This is a genomic window from Mangrovactinospora gilvigrisea, from assembly GCF_001879105.1.
Taxonomy (GTDB): Bacteria; Actinomycetota; Actinomycetes; order Streptomycetales; family Streptomycetaceae; genus Mangrovactinospora; species Mangrovactinospora gilvigrisea.
Map to the genome: position 1 here is coordinate 1 of NZ_MLCF01000121.1, position 18,182 is coordinate 18,182.

18 protein-coding genes are annotated in these 18,182 nt (G+C 72.5%); 11 read left to right on the forward strand and 7 right to left on the reverse strand.

Translation table 11 applies throughout. The annotated features are described in order from the left end of the window. Positions 1-185: 185 nt before the first annotated feature. From BIV57_RS19045 to BIV57_RS19075, 7 genes are all read right to left on the reverse strand, one after another. Entirely contained in the window at positions 186-1,091 is a 906-nt protein-coding gene (locus BIV57_RS19045; protein ID WP_139275720.1) for a hypothetical protein, read from the reverse strand. A 67-nt stretch (positions 1,092-1,158) separates the two neighbouring features. Next, positions 1,159-1,692, reverse strand: coding sequence for a hypothetical protein (locus tag BIV57_RS19050; protein ID WP_071658065.1), 534 nt, complete (start codon positions 1,690-1,692; stop codon positions 1,159-1,161). Positions 1,693-1,760: 68 nt separating this feature from the next. Beyond that, on the reverse strand, positions 1,761-3,275 hold the full coding sequence (locus tag BIV57_RS19055) for an ATP-binding protein (protein ID WP_071658066.1): 1,515 nt from the start codon (positions 3,273-3,275) through the stop codon (positions 1,761-1,763). Continuing rightward, entirely contained in the window at positions 3,275-3,727 is a 453-nt protein-coding gene (locus tag BIV57_RS19060) for a DUF6238 family protein (protein WP_071658067.1), read from the reverse strand. The genes BIV57_RS19055 and BIV57_RS19060 overlap by 1 nt, the downstream gene beginning before the upstream one ends. A gap of 73 nt (positions 3,728-3,800) precedes the next feature. Continuing rightward, complete coding sequence (locus BIV57_RS19065) at positions 3,801-4,685, reverse strand: hypothetical protein (RefSeq protein ID WP_071658068.1); 885 nt, start codon at positions 4,683-4,685, stop codon at positions 3,801-3,803. Next, complete coding sequence (locus tag BIV57_RS19070; protein ID WP_139275722.1) at positions 4,682-5,575, reverse strand: helix-turn-helix domain-containing protein; 894 nt, start codon at positions 5,573-5,575, stop codon at positions 4,682-4,684. Before BIV57_RS19070 ends, BIV57_RS19065 begins: the two co-directional genes overlap by 4 nt. Before the next feature lie 32 nt (positions 5,576-5,607). Then, positions 5,608-6,348, reverse strand: coding sequence for a DNA-methyltransferase (locus BIV57_RS19075; protein ID WP_071658070.1), 741 nt, complete (start codon positions 6,346-6,348; stop codon positions 5,608-5,610). A 355-nt stretch (positions 6,349-6,703) separates the two neighbouring features. Between BIV57_RS19075 and BIV57_RS19080 the strand changes: the two genes are divergently transcribed. The 11 genes from BIV57_RS19080 (at position 6,704) to BIV57_RS19130 (ending at position 18,120) form a co-directional block, all read left to right on the forward strand. Continuing rightward, the gene (locus tag BIV57_RS19080; protein WP_071658071.1) at positions 6,704-7,819 is read left to right on the forward strand and encodes a C40 family peptidase; all 1,116 of its coding nucleotides are present in this window, start codon (positions 6,704-6,706) and stop codon (positions 7,817-7,819) included. A 44-nt stretch (positions 7,820-7,863) separates the two neighbouring features. Continuing rightward, positions 7,864-8,169, forward strand: coding sequence for a DUF6112 family protein (locus BIV57_RS19085; protein WP_071658072.1), 306 nt, complete (start codon positions 7,864-7,866; stop codon positions 8,167-8,169). An 11-nt stretch (positions 8,170-8,180) separates the two neighbouring features. Continuing rightward, positions 8,181-8,852, forward strand: coding sequence for a hypothetical protein (locus BIV57_RS19090; RefSeq protein WP_245797806.1), 672 nt, complete (start codon positions 8,181-8,183; stop codon positions 8,850-8,852). A gap of 36 nt (positions 8,853-8,888) precedes the next feature. Next, a complete protein-coding gene (locus tag BIV57_RS19095) occupies positions 8,889-10,217 on the forward strand; it encodes an SCO6881 family protein (RefSeq protein ID WP_139275723.1) in 1,329 nt (442 codons plus the stop codon). A gap of 10 nt (positions 10,218-10,227) precedes the next feature. Beyond that, entirely contained in the window at positions 10,228-11,694 is a 1,467-nt protein-coding gene (locus tag BIV57_RS19100) for an SCO6880 family protein (protein ID WP_071658074.1), read from the forward strand. A 77-nt stretch (positions 11,695-11,771) separates the two neighbouring features. Beyond that, on the forward strand, positions 11,772-12,632 hold the full coding sequence (locus BIV57_RS19105; protein WP_071658075.1) for an SPDY domain-containing protein: 861 nt from the start codon (positions 11,772-11,774) through the stop codon (positions 12,630-12,632). A gap of 22 nt (positions 12,633-12,654) precedes the next feature. Beyond that, on the forward strand, positions 12,655-13,839 hold the full coding sequence (locus BIV57_RS19110) for a pyridoxal-dependent decarboxylase (RefSeq protein ID WP_139275724.1): 1,185 nt from the start codon (positions 12,655-12,657) through the stop codon (positions 13,837-13,839). A 69-nt stretch (positions 13,840-13,908) separates the two neighbouring features. Next, a complete protein-coding gene (locus BIV57_RS25385) occupies positions 13,909-14,484 on the forward strand; it encodes a hypothetical protein (protein ID WP_071658077.1) in 576 nt (191 codons plus the stop codon). Positions 14,485-14,537: 53 nt separating this feature from the next. Next, on the forward strand, positions 14,538-15,755 hold the full coding sequence (locus BIV57_RS19120) for an MFS transporter (RefSeq protein WP_175548802.1): 1,218 nt from the start codon (positions 14,538-14,540) through the stop codon (positions 15,753-15,755). Further along, positions 15,752-17,071, forward strand: a complete 1,320-nt coding sequence (locus BIV57_RS26500) for an ATP-grasp domain-containing protein (RefSeq protein WP_071658078.1) — start codon at positions 15,752-15,754, stop codon at positions 17,069-17,071. The genes BIV57_RS19120 and BIV57_RS26500 overlap by 4 nt, the downstream gene beginning before the upstream one ends. Before the next feature lie 38 nt (positions 17,072-17,109). Beyond that, positions 17,110-18,120, forward strand: a complete 1,011-nt coding sequence (locus BIV57_RS19130) for a DUF8094 domain-containing protein (protein ID WP_071658079.1) — start codon at positions 17,110-17,112, stop codon at positions 18,118-18,120. Positions 18,121-18,182 lie beyond the last annotated feature (62 nt).

Here is an 18,182-nt window from a genome sequence, read left to right on the forward strand (position 1 = left end):
TGTCTCCATCAAACCCGGGGCGATTCAGTTGGTGAGGGCGAGCAGTCGGTTGTTGGGCAGGCGCAGCAGCGCCGCATCCCAGTCGCCTGATTCGGGGATGGCAGATCCTTTCCGATGAAAGGACGAACGAAGAGGAGAGCAACGAGCCGCACAGGGGCTGTGGGTACTGCGGGAGGGGATCGCGGTCAGCGGTGGCGGCCGTGTGGCGGCCCGCCGTCGTCGATGCGCGGAGGAGCGGACGGATCGGTCAGCCCGACGCCGGGGTCCTGCGGCACACGGGAGCGGCTCCGGGTCGCAGCGTCTTCGGTGTGGTGTGCGATCCATTCGGAGGTCTGTCGGGTCGTGTGTGCGGCAGCGATGACCTTGTCCGCGCTGTGGGTGAACGATGCGGCCAGGCCCTTGCCGTCCGCCCCCAGCCCGGCCCGCGCGATCACGGCCATCCGGTTCAGCCGCCCGTGCAGGCTGGACATCGGTGCACCGGGGCCGAGGCAAAGTGCTTGGAGGCGCGCGGCTGCGCCGGCGGAGCCAAGGCCGGGATCGCGCATCGCGACGGCCACGACCACCGCGGATGTGCGGTGGGACGTGGTGAGACAGGCGGCGGCCGAGAAGGCCTCCTCCCAGGACGTGCTGACGGCTTGGGCGATGGCCATCAGGGGGTCCGCGTGCGCACGCATGCCGTGATCGGTCTGCTGCCCGGCCCACGTGGCCACCGCCGTCAGCTCCGTCAGCGTCTCCAGCAGGGGGGCGTCAGGGCCGGCGGCGAGCTGGTGCAGTTCTGCGGCGAGCTCGTTGAACGATCCCTGTCGGGCGATCTCGGCCTCGCCGGGGTTGAAGGGGGGTGAGTCCAGGCGGTCCGGGACGAATCCGGCCGCCGCCAGCTTTCGGGCCAGACGGTTGGCGTCCTCCATATCCAGCCCTCCGGCGGTGAACAGCGACGGGCACTGCTGCTCGGGGGTGAAGCCGGCCTCGACCAGGATCGCCTCCAGCCTGGGGTGGTCGGTGAGTGGCTGGGCGATCATGATGTTGTTGGGCAGCCGGTGGAGGACGATGTCGGGTTCAAAAGCCGATGCGGCGGCACGAGAATCAGGCACGGAGGCACCTTCCGAGAAGCGGAGGGGGATGATGCGGAGCGCGAGGCGAGCAGGACCTCGGGCGGGGTCAGCGTCGCCGCGCGCGGCCGGAACCGCCCTGCGGGCCGGGCTGCTGTGCAGCGGCCGACGGGCCGTCAGGCCCGGGCGGGTTCAGAGCGCTCGCCGCGGTCAGCACCGCGGTGCGCACGGCCGTCAGCTGCAGCACGCCCTCGGTGGTAAGGGCGGAAGGCCGGCGCAGGGCGGCCAGCAGGTGCTGGGCGCGGTTCAGCGGCGCCTCGGCCGAGGCGTGGAGGTCGGCCAGGCGGCGGACCGCCTCGCCTTGCGCGTCTGGCCCGGCGGCCGGCGATTCGGTGCCGGCGTGTGGCGTGGGAATGTCGTCGGTGTCCACGCCCTGCGCGGCCACTGCCTGCAGGGCGAGCCGCCAGATCCGGTCGATGCGGTCCGCGGCCGCGGCCAGGCGGGGAGCCAGATGGGCGCGCGTGTCGTCCGGGTCGTCGGCGGCCGCCGCGGTGGCCGCGGCAATCCCGTCCAGGACCTGCGAGAGTGCCTCGCTCAGCTGCCGCAGCAGCTCCTGGGGTGAATCGGAGGGGGAATCGGGCAAAGAGGTCTCCCAAGAGATTGAGATGGGGAGTAGCGCGCGCATCGAAGTGGAGCAGACCTGATGGTGCGTCAGTTCTCTGCGAGGCGGGCGTCGGTGTCGAACATGGCCAGCTCGGCCGGGTGCAGCTGGTGGTGGGCCACGAAGGAGCGGTCGGCGATCTTCCACAGGCCGCGGCCGCGGGGCAGGTCGGCCACCGCGCGCATCTCCACGCCGGTCAGCCCCAGCAGAGCGCCGGTGGCGGCGAGTTGGTCGTGTTCTTGGCGGTAGATGATGCGGGTGGAGCAGTCCGACAGCAGCCCCTCGGCCAGGGCGCGGCTTCGGGATCCGGCGTCGCCGGCCGACAGCAGGTCCGAGAGGCGGTGGATGACCAGCAGGTTGGCGATGCCCAGGCCGCGGGAGAGCTTCCATTGGGCCTGCATGCGCTCCAGCAGGCCCTGGTGGCGCATGACCCGCCAGGCCTCGTCGTAGATGACGAACCGCCTTCCGCCGCCCGGGTCGGACAGGGCGGCCTCCATCCAGGCCGAGGCGCAGGTCATGGCGAGCACCAGGGCGGTGTCGTCGCCGGTGCCGTTCAGCCGGGACAGGTCGATGGACAGCACCGGCACGCGCGGGTCGAAGGCGGTGGTGGAGGGGGCGTCGAACATTCCGGCCAGGTCTCCGGAGACCAGGCGGCGCAGGGCGTGGGCGACGTCGAAGACCGCGTCGCCCAATCTGCCGGCGACCTCCCCGGAGATCTTGGTGAGCACGTCGGGGTGGTTCAGGATCCGGGCGACGTGGGGGAGCAGGGGGACGGTGTTCTGCCCGGCGGCCCAGTTGACGGCCGCATCCAGGGCGACATCCAGTGCGGTGTGCTCCATGGGAGTCAGCGGCCGGCCCAGGACGGTGCGGGTGAGGGAGGAGAGCAGCAGGAGGCGGCGTTTGCGGACCTCTCCGGCCCAGGCTGCCGCGCTGACTCCGGGCGGTCGGGGCGGGGCGTCGAGGGGGTTCAAGCGGCCGGGGAGGCCGGGGCCGAGGGCGATGACGGATCCGCCGAGCTGCAGGGTGACGTTGCTCCATTCGCCCTTGGGGTCGCAGGGGACGTAGACGCGGTAGCCGAAGCAGGTCGCGCGCAGCGCGATCGATTTGGCGAGCGCGGACTTGCCCATCCCGATGACCCCGGCGAGCAGGAGGTTGGGGTTGGTGAAGCCGGCCAGCCGTCCGTAGAGCTCGAAGGGGTCGAAGCAGAAGGCGGCCTCGGCGTGGACGTCCTGGCCGATCAGCAGGCCCTGCGCGCCGAGGCCTCCCTCGGCCAGGAACGGATACGCACCTGCCGCGACCGCGGTGGTCACCCGGTGCGCGGGAAGCTTCACCTTGCCGCCGCGGGCGGCGGCGGGACCCGGTCGGCCTCCGGACGGATACACCGGACCTGTTCCGAGCAGCGCGTCGTCATCCCCCGGGACCGGGTGCTGCGCGCGGCGCGCCTCCTCGGCGGCCGAACGCGCCTGACGTCGGGTCTGGGCCAGCGCTTTTCGCCGCTCCCGGGCTTGGGCGCGTTTCACCGTCCGGGGGGTGAACAGCGGCGTTGCCGCTGCGCGGATGCGCATCAACGGCCCTCGACGCTGTGCCGGATGCGGCCGGTGAACGAGGCGCGCAGCACTGCGGGGGTCGCGGTGGTGCGCATCGTGGCGCACGCCTTGACCTGGCGGCTGCAGATCTGCAGCGCGGGTCGGCCCTCCGGGTGCGAACCCCCGCATCCGGGTCGGTCGGCCGGTGGGCGCTCGGCGGCGTGGAAGGCGCGGTGGACCTCCTCGGCCGCCTGGAAGAGCCGCACCCGGGCCGCGGCCAGGTGATCGGCGCACGCGTTCCCGGGCGGGCGCGGGGAGGCTGCGGTCAGGGTGTGGCAGGTGATCAGGATCTGGTGGAGGGCATCGAGATCGGTGCGAGCCGTCAGACCGGTGCGGGTGGCGGCTTCGGCGACCTGCTGCCCGGCCAGCGCGAAGATCGCGCGGGCGGACAGCTCAGTGTCGACGGCATCGGGGTCGAGAGCGGTGGTCATGGCAGGGCGGACCTCGTTCCGGCGGACGGAGAGGACAACGGGGAGAGCAACGAGGACGTGGACGGAGCGGCCGTCAGCGGGGGAGCGGCATCTGCGATCCGGCCAGGTAGGACAGGCGGTGCAGCGGCTGCCCGGCGCGGCCTGCGTTCCAGGCCCGGATCAGCACCGCCAGCTTCCAGGTCCGCGACTGGCTGCCGTTCCCGGTCGAGGCCGCCCGCACCAGGGCGCGGCGCAGCGCCAGCACCGGATGCCCGTCGGGCAGACCGGTGCCGGACGCGAGCTGCTCGAGGAACACCGTCGCCGCGTCGGCGTCCCGGAACGCGAACAGGTGGTGGGCGAGGGCCAGGACGGATGCTTGCGGATACGGGAAGGCGGCATGGGTTTGGTGGGCGGCCTCGATGCTGTCGCGCATGGTCGGGCGGGCGGCCAGCAGCTGGAGGACCTCGGCGGTGGTGGGGGCGTGGCCGGTCAGACGAAGGTCGCCGACCTCCCACCGCCACAGCAGCCGCAACGCCGCCGCCAGCAGGTGAGGGCGCTGCTCGCCATGCAGGGCCAGCACATCCCCGGCGGAGCGGCGGGAACCGCAATCCACCGACTCCTGCGCGGAGTCGGGAAGGTTTTCCACCAGCATCACCGGCACGCTGGCCTGCGCGCGGGCGACGGCGGCCAGGCGGTGGCGGCCGTCCAGGACATCGCCGTGGACGCACAGCTTGATGGTGTCACCGTTCAGCCGCCAATGGCCGGCGGCCATGTCGCGGGCGTAGGCGGCCACCACCTTCTCGCGCAGCGGCCGCTGAACGGCATTGTGCGCCGCCAGCCAGTTGGTGGCCTGCCGCGGGCCGACGATCAGCGTCCGCACCCGCGGAGCCGGACTGCTGGCCGGATCGCCGGCCGCAGTGTCGGCGAACGGGTCGAAGAAGGGGTCGAACGGGTCGGGCTCGGGGACGTCAACCGTCACTGGTCCAGCTCCTTGTCGATCGCGTCGGCGACCTGGCCGAGGTCTTCGGCCAGGGCCCGGAGGGTCTCGGCCCACCAGCGGCGCGACTCCGGCGGGGTGTCGGCGTGCGGAAGGTCGGCGGCCGCCAGGAACTTGGTGCTCGATCCCAGGCCGGCCAGCAGTTCGGGCAGCTGGTGGTGTACTGCGGCGCAGTGGGTTGCCAGGCGCTTATCGCCGGCGATGCGGTCCTTGCGCTGGGCGACGCGCAGCTCCTCGCGCACTGCCTCCTCGATCTCGTCCGGCAGCGGCCGCCGGCGCGGTGGGTGCGGCTTCGGCTCCGGCACGCCCGGGATATCGGCCAGCCGCACCTCGATCCCGAACTCGGCGCCGACGGTGTCGGTCTCCGACCGTTCAGTGCCGGGCGGCATCAGCATCGCGAGCGCCTCCGCCTTCAACTGCTCGTCCGACACCGGACTCCCGAACTCCGGCTTTCCGCCGTACGCCTCGTACGGTTTGCCGTCTATGCCCGTTATCGCACGTGGCGCATTTCCGCCACCTGACATGTGCACGTCTCTTTCGATCGTGCTGTGATGAGCCCCGACGGCGGCGCCGATGGCGCGGGTGGACATCCCGGCCTCGGCCATCGCCTCGACGATCCGCTGGCGCTGGCCCCGGGGCAGCTGGACGCGGTGGGAGCCGAACTCCCCGTCCAGGTAGCTCTCCCAGCGCTCATAGCCCAGCGCCGCCCAGTCCCGCGCGCGGAATGCAGTGATCACCTCTTGCTGCCACTCGGCGACCACCCGCATCCCCGAGCGGATCCGCGCAGCCCGCTTCCGCGCCTGATCGGGGGTGGCCGGTGCGATCGGGAGGTCCGACGGCTGCGGTGCCGGACGGTCTCCGTATAAGTTCATGACTCCATCTCCTTCGGCATGTTGTTGGGCGATCAGGCGAGGTCGAAGTCGGCGCGGGTGAGCTGCTCCTGTGCGGCCAGCCGCTGCTGGGCCACAGCGAAGTAGTGCCCGCTCACCTCCGCGCCGACGAAGGCGTAGCCCTCCGCGAGGGCGGCGACCCCGGTGGTGCCCGAGCCGGTGAACGGATCGCACACCGTGCCGCCCGGCCGGCAGATCTTGACCAGCTGCCGCATCACCTCCAGCGGCTTCTGCGTGATGTGGACCCGGTCCTTGCGCGGCTGGGAGGCGGAGTAGATCCCGGGCAGGAACACCGGATTGCTGGCCACGTCCATCGGGCCCTTCGATCCCCAGGGCACGAACTCGCACTCCTGCTTGAACCGGCCCTTCTGCGGCCGGGAGACCGGCTTGTGCCACACGATCACCCCGCGCCACAGGTAGCCGCCGCCCTGCAGCGCATCGGTGGTCGGCGCCAGCTGCCGCCAGTCGCAAAAGACGGCCGCGACCCCGCCGGCACGGGTGGCGCGGTAGCACTCGGTCAGGATCAGCGTCAGCCACCGGGTGTAGGAGTGCTGGTCGCGGGCTTCCCCGGGGAAGTCCTTGAGGTTCTCGTCCTTGGCGGAGGTGTACTTGGCACGGGCGGTGCGGCCGGTGCGCTCGGCCGAGGTGGTGCCACCGGAGTTGTAGGGCGGATCAGTGATCACCGCGTCGATCGACGCGTCGGCGAGGGTGGTGAGCACGGCGAGCGCGTCGCCGCGGTGCAGGGTGTAGGGCATCGATCCAAGCGCCTCCTGAGAACCAAGCGTGCACGGGCGACGAGCTGCACACGGTGCGCAACTCCCTTCCCACACCTCAATTCTCCTCGCGCCGACCGACCCGACTTCGCTGAAGGCCGGTCGTCCCCACCGGCCTAATCTGGAAGTACCTCGAAAACCTCGTCCCGCCCGCAACTCCCGGGCGATGAACGGTGCGCGGGCCGCCGGTGCCCGCGCTTGCTCTCGTCGTGGTCCCCCCATTGGCACGCCCCGATCCCGGAGGCCGCATGCCGCATTCCTTCTCCCGTGCACGACCCGACCGCAGAACCCGCCCCTATCCCAAGGCCCCTCGATCCCGTCCGGGTTCGGGCGGCGGATGAAGCGCGCCCTCGTCCTGGGCCTCGCCGCCCTGCTGGTGCTGCCCCTGATCGTGCTGCTGCCGATGCTGCTGGCCGGCGGCGACGCCGCCTCGGCCACCTGTGCCGGCGGGGCCTCCGTGGACAGCGCCGCGGTCGCCCAGGCCGTCCAGCAGATCCTCGACAAAGGGGCCGGCGCGAAGACCCCGGAGGTGGATGGCCTGTCGGATCCCGGCGGGCAGATCCCCAACGCGAAGATCGTCGTCGCGGCCGGGATCGCCATGGACGTGCCCGCCCGCGGCCAGGTCATCGCCCTGGCCACCGCCCTGCAGGAATCGGGGCTCCGCAACCTCTCCTACGGCGACCGCGACTCGTTGGGCCTGTTCCAGCAGCGCCCGTCGCAGGGCTGGGGGAGCGCCGCGCAGATCACCGACCCCGTCAACGCCGCCACCGCCTTCTACACCCACTTGCTCCACGTGGCCGGCTGGCAGCAGCTGACCGTGGATCAGGCCGCGCAGAAGGTGCAGCAGTCCGCCACGCCCGGCGCCTACGCCCAGTGGGAGCCCCTGGCCACCGCCCTCCAATCGGCGCTGGCCACCCACCTCAACGGCACCACCAGCAACCCGACGCCCACGCCCGGAACAGCCGAGCCCGTCACCGATGCCTCCTGCACCAGCACGAACGCCGCCGCCCCGCCGCCGGGCACCGTGCCGGCCGGCTACCAGATCCCCGTCGGCGCGCCGGCCGCAGTGCGTGCCGCACTTCAGGCGGCGATGGCCCGGCTGGGCACCCCGTACCAGTGGGGCGGCACCTGCACCGCACCCAAGAGCGGGGATCCGATGAAGCGCTGCGACTGCTCCTCGCTGGTCCAGCAGTCCTACGCCGCGGCCGGGATCGGCCTGCCGCGCACCACCTACGCCCAGGTCCACGCCGGCCGGCCCGCCCCGCAGGACGCGCTGGAGGCGGGGGATCTGCTGTTCACCGAGGGCAGCGCCGCCGCCCCGAACCACGTCGGGATCTACCTAGGTTCCGGCTATCTGATCGAGGCCCCGCACACCGGCGCCGTGGTGCGGATCGTGCCCCTGAGCCAGTGGCGTGGCCAGATCCTCGCCGCCCGACGCATCGTCACCAGCTGACCCAACCGGCCCGACCGGGCCCTTCATCGATCTGCGGGAGCTGCATGCTGCTCACCCATCTGCGCCTACTCGCCTACAACCCCGGCGTCGCGCCGGCCGGTGGGGGCCTGCCCGGCCTCGCGGTCCTGAGAAAGGTCATGGCCTCACTCAACCTCTACGGCATCATCGCGGTCGTCGGCGCGCTGGTCGTCTCCGCCCTGGTCTGGGCCTGGGGCCACCACTCCGCCGGGCACCAGGCCGAGGCCAACGGCAAGAAGGGCGTCATGGTCGCCATCGGCTGCGCCCTGCTGATCGGCGCCGCCAACGGGCTCATCACGTTCTTCTCCGCACTCGGCGGGCAGGTGAAGTGATGTCCCGTCAAGTGAATCTCCCAGCCCCTGGACGCAGCCGCCTCCTGCTGCTCGCCGCCGGCACCCTCGTCATCCTGGGCGTCGCCGCCAGCATCGCGGTCCTGCTGGCCCGCAGCACCGGCCACCACCACCCGGCTTCCGCCGCCTCGCCGCACACCACGGCTGCGGCACCCGTCCCGAGTGGCACGTCCACCACGGCACCGAGCGCCACACCCACAGGCCCGTCCCGAATCCCGGGCCCGCCGTCCACCACCGACCCGGTGGCCTTCGCGCGGGCGGCCGCGGCGGTGCTGTGGAGCTACGACACTCGCACCGAGTCCCGCGCGGCCCATCTGGCAGGTCTGCAGCGGTGGATGACCGGCGACCGCGCGGTCGCCGACCCCGCCTCCCTCGACGACGTGGTCCCCGGCGCCTCGCTGTGGCTGCGGCTGGCCGCTGAGCAGCAGCGTGCGACGGCCGCGGTGGCCGAGGCGCACATTCCGTCGGCGTTCCGGCGGGCGATGGCCGCCGATCCGCAGGCCATCACCCGCACCTACACCTACGCCGTGACCGCCACCGGCACTCAGCACCTGGCCTGGACCGGCGGCTCGGGCGCCCAGGGTCAGGCGATCACCCTGGCCGTCCAGTGCCGACCGGGCACCCCGTGCCGGCTGGCCGGGATCGCCCCCGTCACCGCCCCCTGAAAGACCTTCCCCCCTTTATCGACCGACACGGAGGAGATGCCTGCCGTGGGCGTGTGCAACCTGCCCCTGTGGAACGTGGTCTGCGACACCACCAAGGACGTCGGCCTCGGCTTCGTCGGCCAGGCCATCGACCTGGTCAACCAGATGGTCGCCGACCTCGCCGTCAAATGCGCCGACCTGGCCGCCACCGCCACCGACGCCACCACCCGCATCGACCTGAACGCCGCCTGGTTCCGCCACAACTACGAACTGCTGCTGCCCATCGGCCTGACCCTGCTGGTCGGCACCTTCTGCCTGCAGCTGATCACCGCCGCGTGGAGACGCGACGAACGCGCCCTGGCCGTGGCGGTGACCGGCACCATCAAGGGCTGCATCTTCGCCTTCGCCGCCACCCTGGTCACTGCCATCGCCCTGACCGTGGTCGACGCGTTGTCGGACGGGCTGTTCGCGGCGGCCGGGACCAGCCTGAAGGCGGCGATCAAACGGGTCCTGGTGGTCGATGAGATCCCCTCGCCGCAGGGCGTCAACGGGATCGTGCCGCTGCTGTTCGGGATGCTGCTGGCTGCCGGCGGCCTGATGTTCTGGGCCGTACTGCTTTTGCGCAAGGTCGGTGTCTACATCCTGGCCACCCTCGCCGTGCTGGTCGCCTCGGGCGGAGGCTGGGAGGGGGCGGAGCGCTGGCGCCGCCGTTGGACCGAGGCGATCGCCGCCCTGGTGGTCTCCAAACTGGTGATGACCATCGTCTTCCTGCTGGGCATCTCCGCGATCGGCAAGAGCCAGGTCACCAAGAACCCGATCCAGGGGATGGGCGACATGCTCTCCGGCGTAATGATCATGATGCTGGTGTGTCTGACCCCGTTCGCCGTGTACAAGTTCCTGCACTGGGCGGACGAATCCGGGGCCGGCCACAGTCTCCACCTGGGTGCCGCCTCCGGGGCCGCGACGGCGGGTCGGGCCGGGGCTCAGGCGGCCTCGAAGGCGCAGATGCTGGCGGGCCGCGGCAGCGGTCCCGCCCCCCAGGGGCCGGCGACGAACCCCGAGTTGAACATCCCCGCCACCGGCGGCCAGGGCACGGGCGGGAAGAGCCAGTCCGGCGGACAGTCGGGGGCACCTGACCCCAACCCCACCCGCCCCATCCCCGGCGCCTATCCGTCGGATGGAAAGCAGGGGGCGAAGAATATGGCGCCTCTATCCCCGCAGACCCAGGGCGGAACCACGCTACCAACATGGCCCGAGCCTGCTAACTCGAGTGGACCGCCTGATCCGCCTAGCAGCGATGCGGTGGATCCTCTAGTCGTTGGCCCGTTCGTCCCCGAGCGTGCTGGCCGCGAAGGCGCAGTCCCGCCAGATCACCCAGCCTCTTGAGAGGCGGTAAATGACCATCTCCCCTGATGTTCGCGGTCCTGTGGCCGTTCGTTTTCCGCATCGCTCGCGCCGTGGTGTGCTGTTGGGCCTGACGGCTCCGCAGCTGGTGGTCGCCGGCTCTGCTGCCCTGCTGCTGCTCCTCGCCCTGATGGGTTCCGGTCTGCTCGGTGCCGTCAAGCTGATCCCCTTGTGGATGGCTGCGGCCGTCCTCGTGGCGGTCCGCTTCCAGGGCCGGTCGCTGGCCGAGTGGGCGCCGATCGCCGCCCGCTACACCCTGCGCCGCGTCACGGGCCAGCAGGCGTGGCTCGCCCAGGTCGGCACCCGGCCGCGCAAGGCCGGGCTTCTGCACCTGCCCGGCACCGCCGCCTCCCTGACCCTGGTCACCGCTCCCGACCGACGACTGTCCGCGGTCCACGACCCGCACCATCGCACCCTGACGGCCGTGTGCCGGGTCACCACCCGCGCCTTCGCGCTGCTCGATCCGGCCGTCCAGGACGCTCACGTCGCCGGGTGGGGGCGGGTGCTGGCCGCCCTGTCGCGGACCGGCCACCTGGCCCGCATCCAGGTGCTGGAGCGCACCGTCCCCTCCTCCGGAGACGCCCTGCAGCGGCACTGGAGGGGCCGCGGCAACCCCGCCAACCAGGAAGCCTCCCGCATCTACACCGAGCTCGTGGAGGCGGCGGGCCCGGCCGCGGCCGCCCACGAGACGTATGTGGTGCTCGCCCTGGATCTGACCGCGGCCCGCCGGCTGATCCGCCAGGCCGGCGGCGGTATGACCGGCGCCTTCACCCTGCTCGCGCAGATCGCCTCCACCTTCGACCAGTCCGCGCGCACCGCCGGCCTGGCCCCTGCCGGCTGGCTGACCGGCCCTCAACTCGCGGCCGTGATCCGCACCGCCTACGACCCGGCCGCCCTGCCTGCCCTGGAGCACTGGGCGCCCGACGGCCCCGCCCAAGCCGACCCTGCCGCAGCCGGGCCGGTGCTGGTGGTGGAGGAGGCCGACCATCTGCGCACCGACAGCGCTTTCCACACCGTGTACTGGATCGAGAACTGGCCCCGCACCGAGGTCAGCCCCGGCTTCCTGCACCAGCTGCTGTTCACCGCCGGCATCCGCCGCACCCTCTCCCTGACCTACACCCCGCACCGCATCGACGCCGCCTTGAAGGACGTGCGCCGCCGCAAGGCCACCGTGGTGGCCGACGCACACGAGCGCACCCGCCGCGGCCAGGTCGACTCCGAAGAGGACGGCATCGAGTACGCCGACATCACCTCCCGCGAACGGCAGTTGATCGCCGGCCACGCCGACATCTCCCTGACCGGCCTGCTGACCGTCACCGCCGACACCCGCCGGCAGCTGGAGGCCGCCTGCGCCTCCATCGAGACCGCCGCCGTGACCGCCCAGGTCGACCTGCGCCGACTGACCTGGCAGCAGACCGAGGCCTTCACCACCGGCGCCCTCCCCCTGGCCCGCCCCTGACCTGAAAGGCAGCCGGCCACCGGCACCTTTCGGAAATGACGTCGACTCACCGACCTGGATAGGAGCCCCACGCCTTCGTGCCCGACTCCGGTACCCCGCACGAGCCCGACCCCAAACTCCTGGTGAGCCCCCGCTACCTCGCCGGACCCACCCGCGCCCCCGACGCCGCTCTGTTCCCCCTGCTTGATGCCGGATGGCCCTTCCACACCGACCATCTTGACAACCTGTACTTCGCCAGCCCCGACGAGCGGATCCGCATCGCCTATCTGCCTCAGCGCACCGCCTGGGAGGCGGAGGCGCTCTGGTACGTCACCGCCTGGTCCAATCCGTTCGACCGGCCGCAGTGGACCGCGCAGTTCACCGACCACACGCCCGAGGAGGTCGTCGCCGGCCTCACCCGAGCGCTGCTTGAGGACTACGCGGACGGCCGCGACCGCCACCTGCACCGGGCGATCCGCACCCGACCCGCGATCGAGCCCCTGGAGGCGGCCGGCTGGCACAGCGACACCCAGCCCGGCCGCTACCCCCGCTTTCGGGCCACCTCCCCAGACGGCCACGCCGTCCTGGAAGGCGACAGGAGCCGGGCGGTCCGCGGCGTCGACCTTTCCAGGTGCGAGGTCTGGACGCTCCACGTCCGGCCGCCGCACCACAGCCTCGACGAACCCGGGCAGTGGTCCGCCCACTTCACTTACGGCTTTCCCCCGCTCCTCCTGGGCGCGGTCACCTCAGCGATGACCGATCCGGCGCCGGTGCGCCGCCGCGAGTCGCAGATCCCCGAGATCTTCCGCAGCACCGTCCGCTGCGCCCCCGCCCCGGGCATCGGCCCGGCCTCCGTTGCGGAAGCGGCCTCCTCGCTCGCCGCCGCGGCGATTGAGGTACCCGCCGAGCCCACCGCGCCTGCGCCCCCGGCCCAACCGCCCCGCCACCGCCGTCCCTGACCCCACGGCAGATGGAGCCCCATTGCCCGCACCCGCTACGCGCCCGGCGATTCCCCGCCTCGCCCAGCCGATGGCCGGCGACCTCGCCGACGCCGAACTCCTCACCCTCGCCCAGGAGGTGAGGGCCACCCAGCAGCGGCTGCTGGGCTTTCCCGCCAACACCCGGCTCGACCACTCCGCGGACCTGGCCGCCTCGCTGCTGGGCGTCCTGCTGAACAACGTCGGCGACCCACAGGCCCCCGACCCCTACGGCATGGGCTCGAAGGACTTCGAGCAGGAGGTCGTGGAGATACTGGCGTGGCTGGCCGGCGCCCACCCCGCCGACACCTACGGCTACCTGGCGCCCTCCAGCAGCTACGGCATCGGCCACGGCCTCAAACTCGGCCGCGACCGCCTCCCCGACGCGCCCGTCTACTACTCCTCCGCCGCCCATTACGCGGTGCCGCGGCAGATCGACCTGCTGCGCATGGAGGCGGTCCAGGTCCCCGCCCTCCCGGACGGCCGCATGGACACCATCGCGCTGGAACGCGCGTGCAGGGCCCGGCCCGGCCGGGGCGCGGTGGTGCTGGCCACCATCGGCACGACGATGACCGGCGCGATCGACCCGCTGCCCGAGATCCGCCGTGCCGCATCCCCGGCCGGCCCGGTGCATCTGCATGCCGACGGGGCGCTCGGCGGCCTGGTCGCCGCCCTCGCCCCGCCGCCGGAGCGACGGCCGTGGGCCTTCGACGGGGGCGCGGACTCGGTCACCGTCTCCGGGCACAAGTTCCTCGGCTGTCCCATCCCCTGCGCGATCGTCCTCGCCAGGAAGGACCTCGTTCGCCCCGCAGGACAGGGGGAGTACGTCGGGAATCACCGAGACGCCACGCTGGCCTGCTCCCGCTCCGGCCTGGCCGCGATCCTGCTGTGGCGGACCCTCGCGCGCCTGGGGCTGGGCGGCCTGGAAAAGCAGGTCTTGGGCTGCCTGGAGGTCGCCGACTACGCCCAACAGCGGCTGACCGAGCTCGGGCTGCACGCCTGGCGCCACCCCGGATCGATCACTGTCGTCCTGGATCCCCCGCCGCCCGAGGTCCGCGCCCGCTACAGCATCCCCGTCGAGGACGGCATCGCCCACATCATCGCGATGCCGCACGTCACCCCCGAGCTGGTGGATGAGTTCTGCGACGCCCTGCACCAGCCGCATCCGCCAGCCGGCTCGCGCTCCTGACGCTGCTTCGCACACGGCGCTCCCCCGAGCCTCCGGATCTTCCTGACGACAGCGAGAGGAACCTCATCCATGGCCTACCTTCGCCCGCGCTTCGTCCCCGGCCTGGCCAGCCTCGCGCTGTGGGTGCCCCAGCACACCCTCAGCCCCGGGGACCTGCGCGACTACCTGCTGGGCGCCACCCCCAGCGGTGCCTACCAGCCGCGGCACCTGTCCGGCCTCCGGGACGACCTCAATGCCCTGCTGAAGGCCCATGAGGCGGAGCATCCGATCCTCGCGGCCCTGTCGGACAACGCCACCCCGGCCGGCACCGGACTGCGCTGGGAATGCGCGGCCGCCTGGGTGGAGATGAGCGCCGACGGCCGTGCGACCAGCAGCCGCGGCGACCTGCCGCCGGAACTGGTCGAGGTGGCCTGGCACCGGCTGCGCGGCAAGCTCGGCACCGCCGCCACCGGCGAACACCTCAACACCCGCCACCCCACCCCGCTCATGGCCCGCGCCGCCCAGGTCGGCTGGCCCATCCTCTACCGCGTCAACACCAACCCGGTCCCCGCGGGCCAAAGCGCGGCCGGCGCCCCGATCACCGCCATCCGGATCGGCAGCGTCCACGACCTCTACCTGTGGCCCGCCCCGTTCACCGCGACCTGAGACCCGGGCACCGGATAGTCCCCACAACCGATAGACCGGAGGGCCAACTGACGTTGCCTCATACCGCCCAAGCCCTCCGCCCCCTCCGCCTCACATCCTGGCCGCCGCAGGTCCGCCTGGCCCTGGCCGGCACCGTCCTGACCCACGTCCTCGGCTTCGCCAACGCCTTCCTCGCCTACGCCCTCACCCACCGCGGCCTGAACTCGGCAGCCGTCTCCGCGGTCCTGAGCGCCTACGGCGCCGGATGGATCGCCGGCCAGCTGGCCTTCGGCCACCTGACCGATACCCTCGGCCGCCGCCGCACCCTCATCCTGGCCAACGCCGCCTCCGCCGTCGTTCTGATCACCCTCCCGCTGCTGCACGCCCTGCCGGCGCTCCTGACCGGTGCGTTCGTGCTCGGCGCCGTTCTGGACGGCAGCCGCCCGGCCGTCAGCGCCCTGATCAACGACCAGCTGGCCGACAGCGCCCAGCGCACCCGGGTCAACGGCTGGCGCCACTGGTGCCTGAACGCCGGCGCCGCCCTGGCCGGCGCCACCGGCGGACTGATCGCCGACCGCTACGGATACGGCCCGCTGTTCGTCGCCAACGCCGCCTCCTGCGCCGCCTTCGCCGTCCTGGCCGCCGTCCTGCTCCCGGTCGAACCCCACCGGACGCGACACCACCGGCACGAAGGACCCGGACTCGCCTCGCTACTGGGGGACGATCGGCTGCACTGGCTGCTCGCCGGCAGCCTGTGCGCGTTCACCTGCGCGGTCTCCCTGACCAGCGCCCTGCCGATCCTCATGGTCCAAGACCGGCTCCCGGCCGCCGACTACGGCCTCGCCAACGCCGCCAACGCACTTGCCGTCCTGGCCCTGACCCCGCCGCTCACCGTGGTTCTGACGCGACGTGCCCGGCGCACGCCGCTGGTGGCGGACCTGGCCGTCGGGTCGCTGATCCTCGGCGCCGGGATGGGCGGCTGCGCCCTGGCCCACACCACACCCGGCTACCTGACCGCCGTCGTGGCGGCCACCCCCGGGGAGATCATCCTGGCCGTCGCCGCCTACGACGTGCTGGCCCGCATCGCCCCCGCCCACCTGCAGGGCCGCTACCAGGGCGCGCTTGGAATGGCCCTGGCCTCGGCGGGCCTGCTGGCGCCCGCGCTCACCAGCCTCGCCCTCCACCTCGGCGGCAGACCCGCCGTCGGCCTGGCCCTCGCCGCGCTCGGCGTGCTCGGGGCGCTGTGCTGCCTGCCCCTCCACCACCGCATGCCGAAGGGGATGAGCTCGTGAGTCTGCGCTCCGTACTGGCCCTGGCCAGAGACCCCCGGCGCGGCAGCGGCCATGCTGCTGCCGCGCCGCCAAGCACGGGTCTGCCTCCGACGGCGGCCATCGTCGCCCCGTATGGTTCCGGCGCCCTGTACGCCGACGAGTTCCGCCGCCGCGGATGGCAGCCGGCCGCCGTCACCACCCCCGACGACCGCCTACCGGCCGTCTTCCGCGACGCACTGATCCCGAGTGACTACCACGCCACCGTCGTCCACACCGGCAACCTCACCGCCACCCGGCGCCGCCTCCAAGCCCTCGGCACCGCAGCCGTCGTGGCCGGCAACGAGATCGGGACCGTGCTGGCCGAACGCCTCGCCGCCGACCTCAACCTGCCCGGCAACCCGCCCGCAACCAGCAATGTGCGGCGCAGCAAGACCGCCATGGCCCAGGCCCTCGCCCGGGCCGGGCTGCCCGCCCCCGCCACCCTGCGCACCCGCCACTTGGACGAGGCCCTCGCCTTCGCAGCCGGCCTGCCGGCCGGCACCGGATGGGTGCTCAAGCCGGACGACGCGGCCGGCTCCGACGGCGTCACCCTCGGCGCCACCCACGAGCAACTCGCCGCCGCCTGGCACCGCACCCACCACGGCGTCAACATCCTCGGCCACCGCAACACCCACCTGGTCCTCCAGGAACGCCTGACCGGCATGCAGTACGTCGTCAACAGCATCAGCCGCGCCGGCCACCACCACATCACCGAGATCTGGCGCGACGCCCGCCTGCACCGCGACGGCGCTGCCCTCTACGACCGGCGCGACCTCCTCCACCCCGACCACGTCCTGCACGCCGCCCTGGCGGTCCAGGCCCGCCGCGTCCTTGCGGCCCTGGAGATCACCGACAGCGCCGCGCACAGCGAGTTCATCCACACCGGCGACGGCCGCCTCATCCTCATCGAGACCGGCGCCCGCGCCGAAGGCTGGCTCCACCCCCACCTCGCAACCGCCCTCGGCAGCCACCAGGTCCGCGACCACGTCGCCGTCCTGACCGGCCACCTGCTCCCACCGCCCGCAACGACCCGCCCGCCGCGGCACTGCGCCAAGATCCACCTGATCGCCCCCGGCCCCGCCCGCCTCACCGACCGCGGCCTGAAGGAACTCGCCGCCCTCCCCGGGCTGATCGCCACCCTCGGCACCCTCACCCCCGGCACCCCCGTCGTCCGGACCCGCGACCTGATGACCTCCCCGGGCATGGCCGTCCTCGCCGCCGACGACCCGAACGCGATCGACCGCGCCCACCGCGCCCTGCGCGCCCTGGAAGCCGCCGACCTGTACGAGACCGCCTGAACCCCACTCCCTCCCGCGGCAGAAAGGTTCCTTCACCCATGCGCTCACACACCCGAACCACCGGCCTCCTGATGGCCGCCACCGTGCTGCTGCTGTCCGGATGCACCACCACGAGGGTGGCACACCACAACCCGTCCGCCGAGAAGCCGGCGCCCCCTGCCGGCGTTGTCACCCTCGCCCAGGCACGCCAGGCACTGGCCCGGTACGTGGTCGTGAACAACGCGGCGAACGCCAAGGACCTGGCCCAGCCGCTGCAGCAGATCGAGGCCGACCCGCTGCTGGCCATCGACGAACAGGTCGACCGCCAGGTCCGCACCTACAGCGCCAAGGACCGCAAGCAGTTCGAGAAGCCCTTCTACTACACCCACCCGCACTTCCTCATCCCCGCCAAGGGCACCGCCACCTGGTTCGCCGCCGAGGTCACCGGAAGCGGCCCCGCCTGGGGCACGCCCACCCAACGCCTCCTGATCTTCGACCGCGGCCACGGCACCACCTACAAGATCACCACAACCGTCGACCTCGCCTCCCCCCTGCCCGCCATCGCCACCGACCACCACGGCTACGCCCGCCTCGCCCCGCCGACCGCCACGAGCGCGACCAGCCAGCTGGCAGCCGGCATCGCCGACCTCTACAACGGCAGCCACCAAGCCGTCTACGGCCCCAGCCCCGCCCGCACCTGGGTGACCCGGGACACCCAGGACACCGCCAAGCACCTCGCCCCCTACGCCGAAGCCACCTACCGCGACACCACCACCAGCACCCCCAACCCCCGCCTCAACACCCGCACCTACACGCTCGCCACCCAGGACGGCGGAACCCTCGTCATCACCCAGGCGAAGGTCCAGATGTCGGTCTTCACCACCACCCCCACCGCCTACATCACCCCCGGCGACGCCGAAACCGCCTACACCGGCCACCACCACCTGGACAACCTCACCGACGACTACACCGATGAGACCGCGATCGACCTCCGGCCAACCGGCACCGCCCGTCTCCTCGGACTGGACCAAGACCTAAGCGACGCCCACGGCAATCCGACCCAGAACTAGCGACGACCGCTCACCTCACACAGCAACCCCAAGCCAAACCCGCCATCGACCACCTGCACCAC

Excerpts from the sequence above, each read along its gene's own strand:
- BIV57_RS19085 (WP_071658072.1), top strand. The coding sequence starts at position 7,864 with ATGCTGCTCACCCATCTGCGCCTACTCGCCTACAACCCCGGCGTCGCG.
- BIV57_RS19095 (WP_139275723.1), top strand. The coding sequence starts at position 8,889 with ATGCCTGCCGTGGGCGTGTGCAACCTGCCCCTGTGGAACGTGGTCTGC.
- BIV57_RS19130 (WP_071658079.1), top strand. The coding sequence starts at position 17,110 with ATGCGCTCACACACCCGAACCACCGGCCTCCTGATGGCCGCCACCGTG.
- BIV57_RS19100 (WP_071658074.1), top strand. The coding sequence starts at position 10,228 with ATGACCATCTCCCCTGATGTTCGCGGTCCTGTGGCCGTTCGTTTTCCG.
- BIV57_RS19070 (WP_139275722.1), bottom strand. The coding sequence starts at position 5,575 with ATGAACTTATACGGAGACCGTCCGGCACCGCAGCCGTCGGACCTCCCG.
- BIV57_RS19060 (WP_071658067.1), bottom strand. The coding sequence starts at position 3,727 with ATGACCACCGCTCTCGACCCCGATGCCGTCGACACTGAGCTGTCCGCC.
- BIV57_RS19080 (WP_071658071.1), top strand. The coding sequence starts at position 6,704 with ATGAAGCGCGCCCTCGTCCTGGGCCTCGCCGCCCTGCTGGTGCTGCCC.
- BIV57_RS25385 (WP_071658077.1), top strand. The coding sequence starts at position 13,909 with ATGGCCTACCTTCGCCCGCGCTTCGTCCCCGGCCTGGCCAGCCTCGCG.
- BIV57_RS19075 (WP_071658070.1), bottom strand. The coding sequence starts at position 6,348 with ATGCCCTACACCCTGCACCGCGGCGACGCGCTCGCCGTGCTCACCACC.
- BIV57_RS19055 (WP_071658066.1), bottom strand. The coding sequence starts at position 3,275 with ATGCGCATCCGCGCAGCGGCAACGCCGCTGTTCACCCCCCGGACGGTG.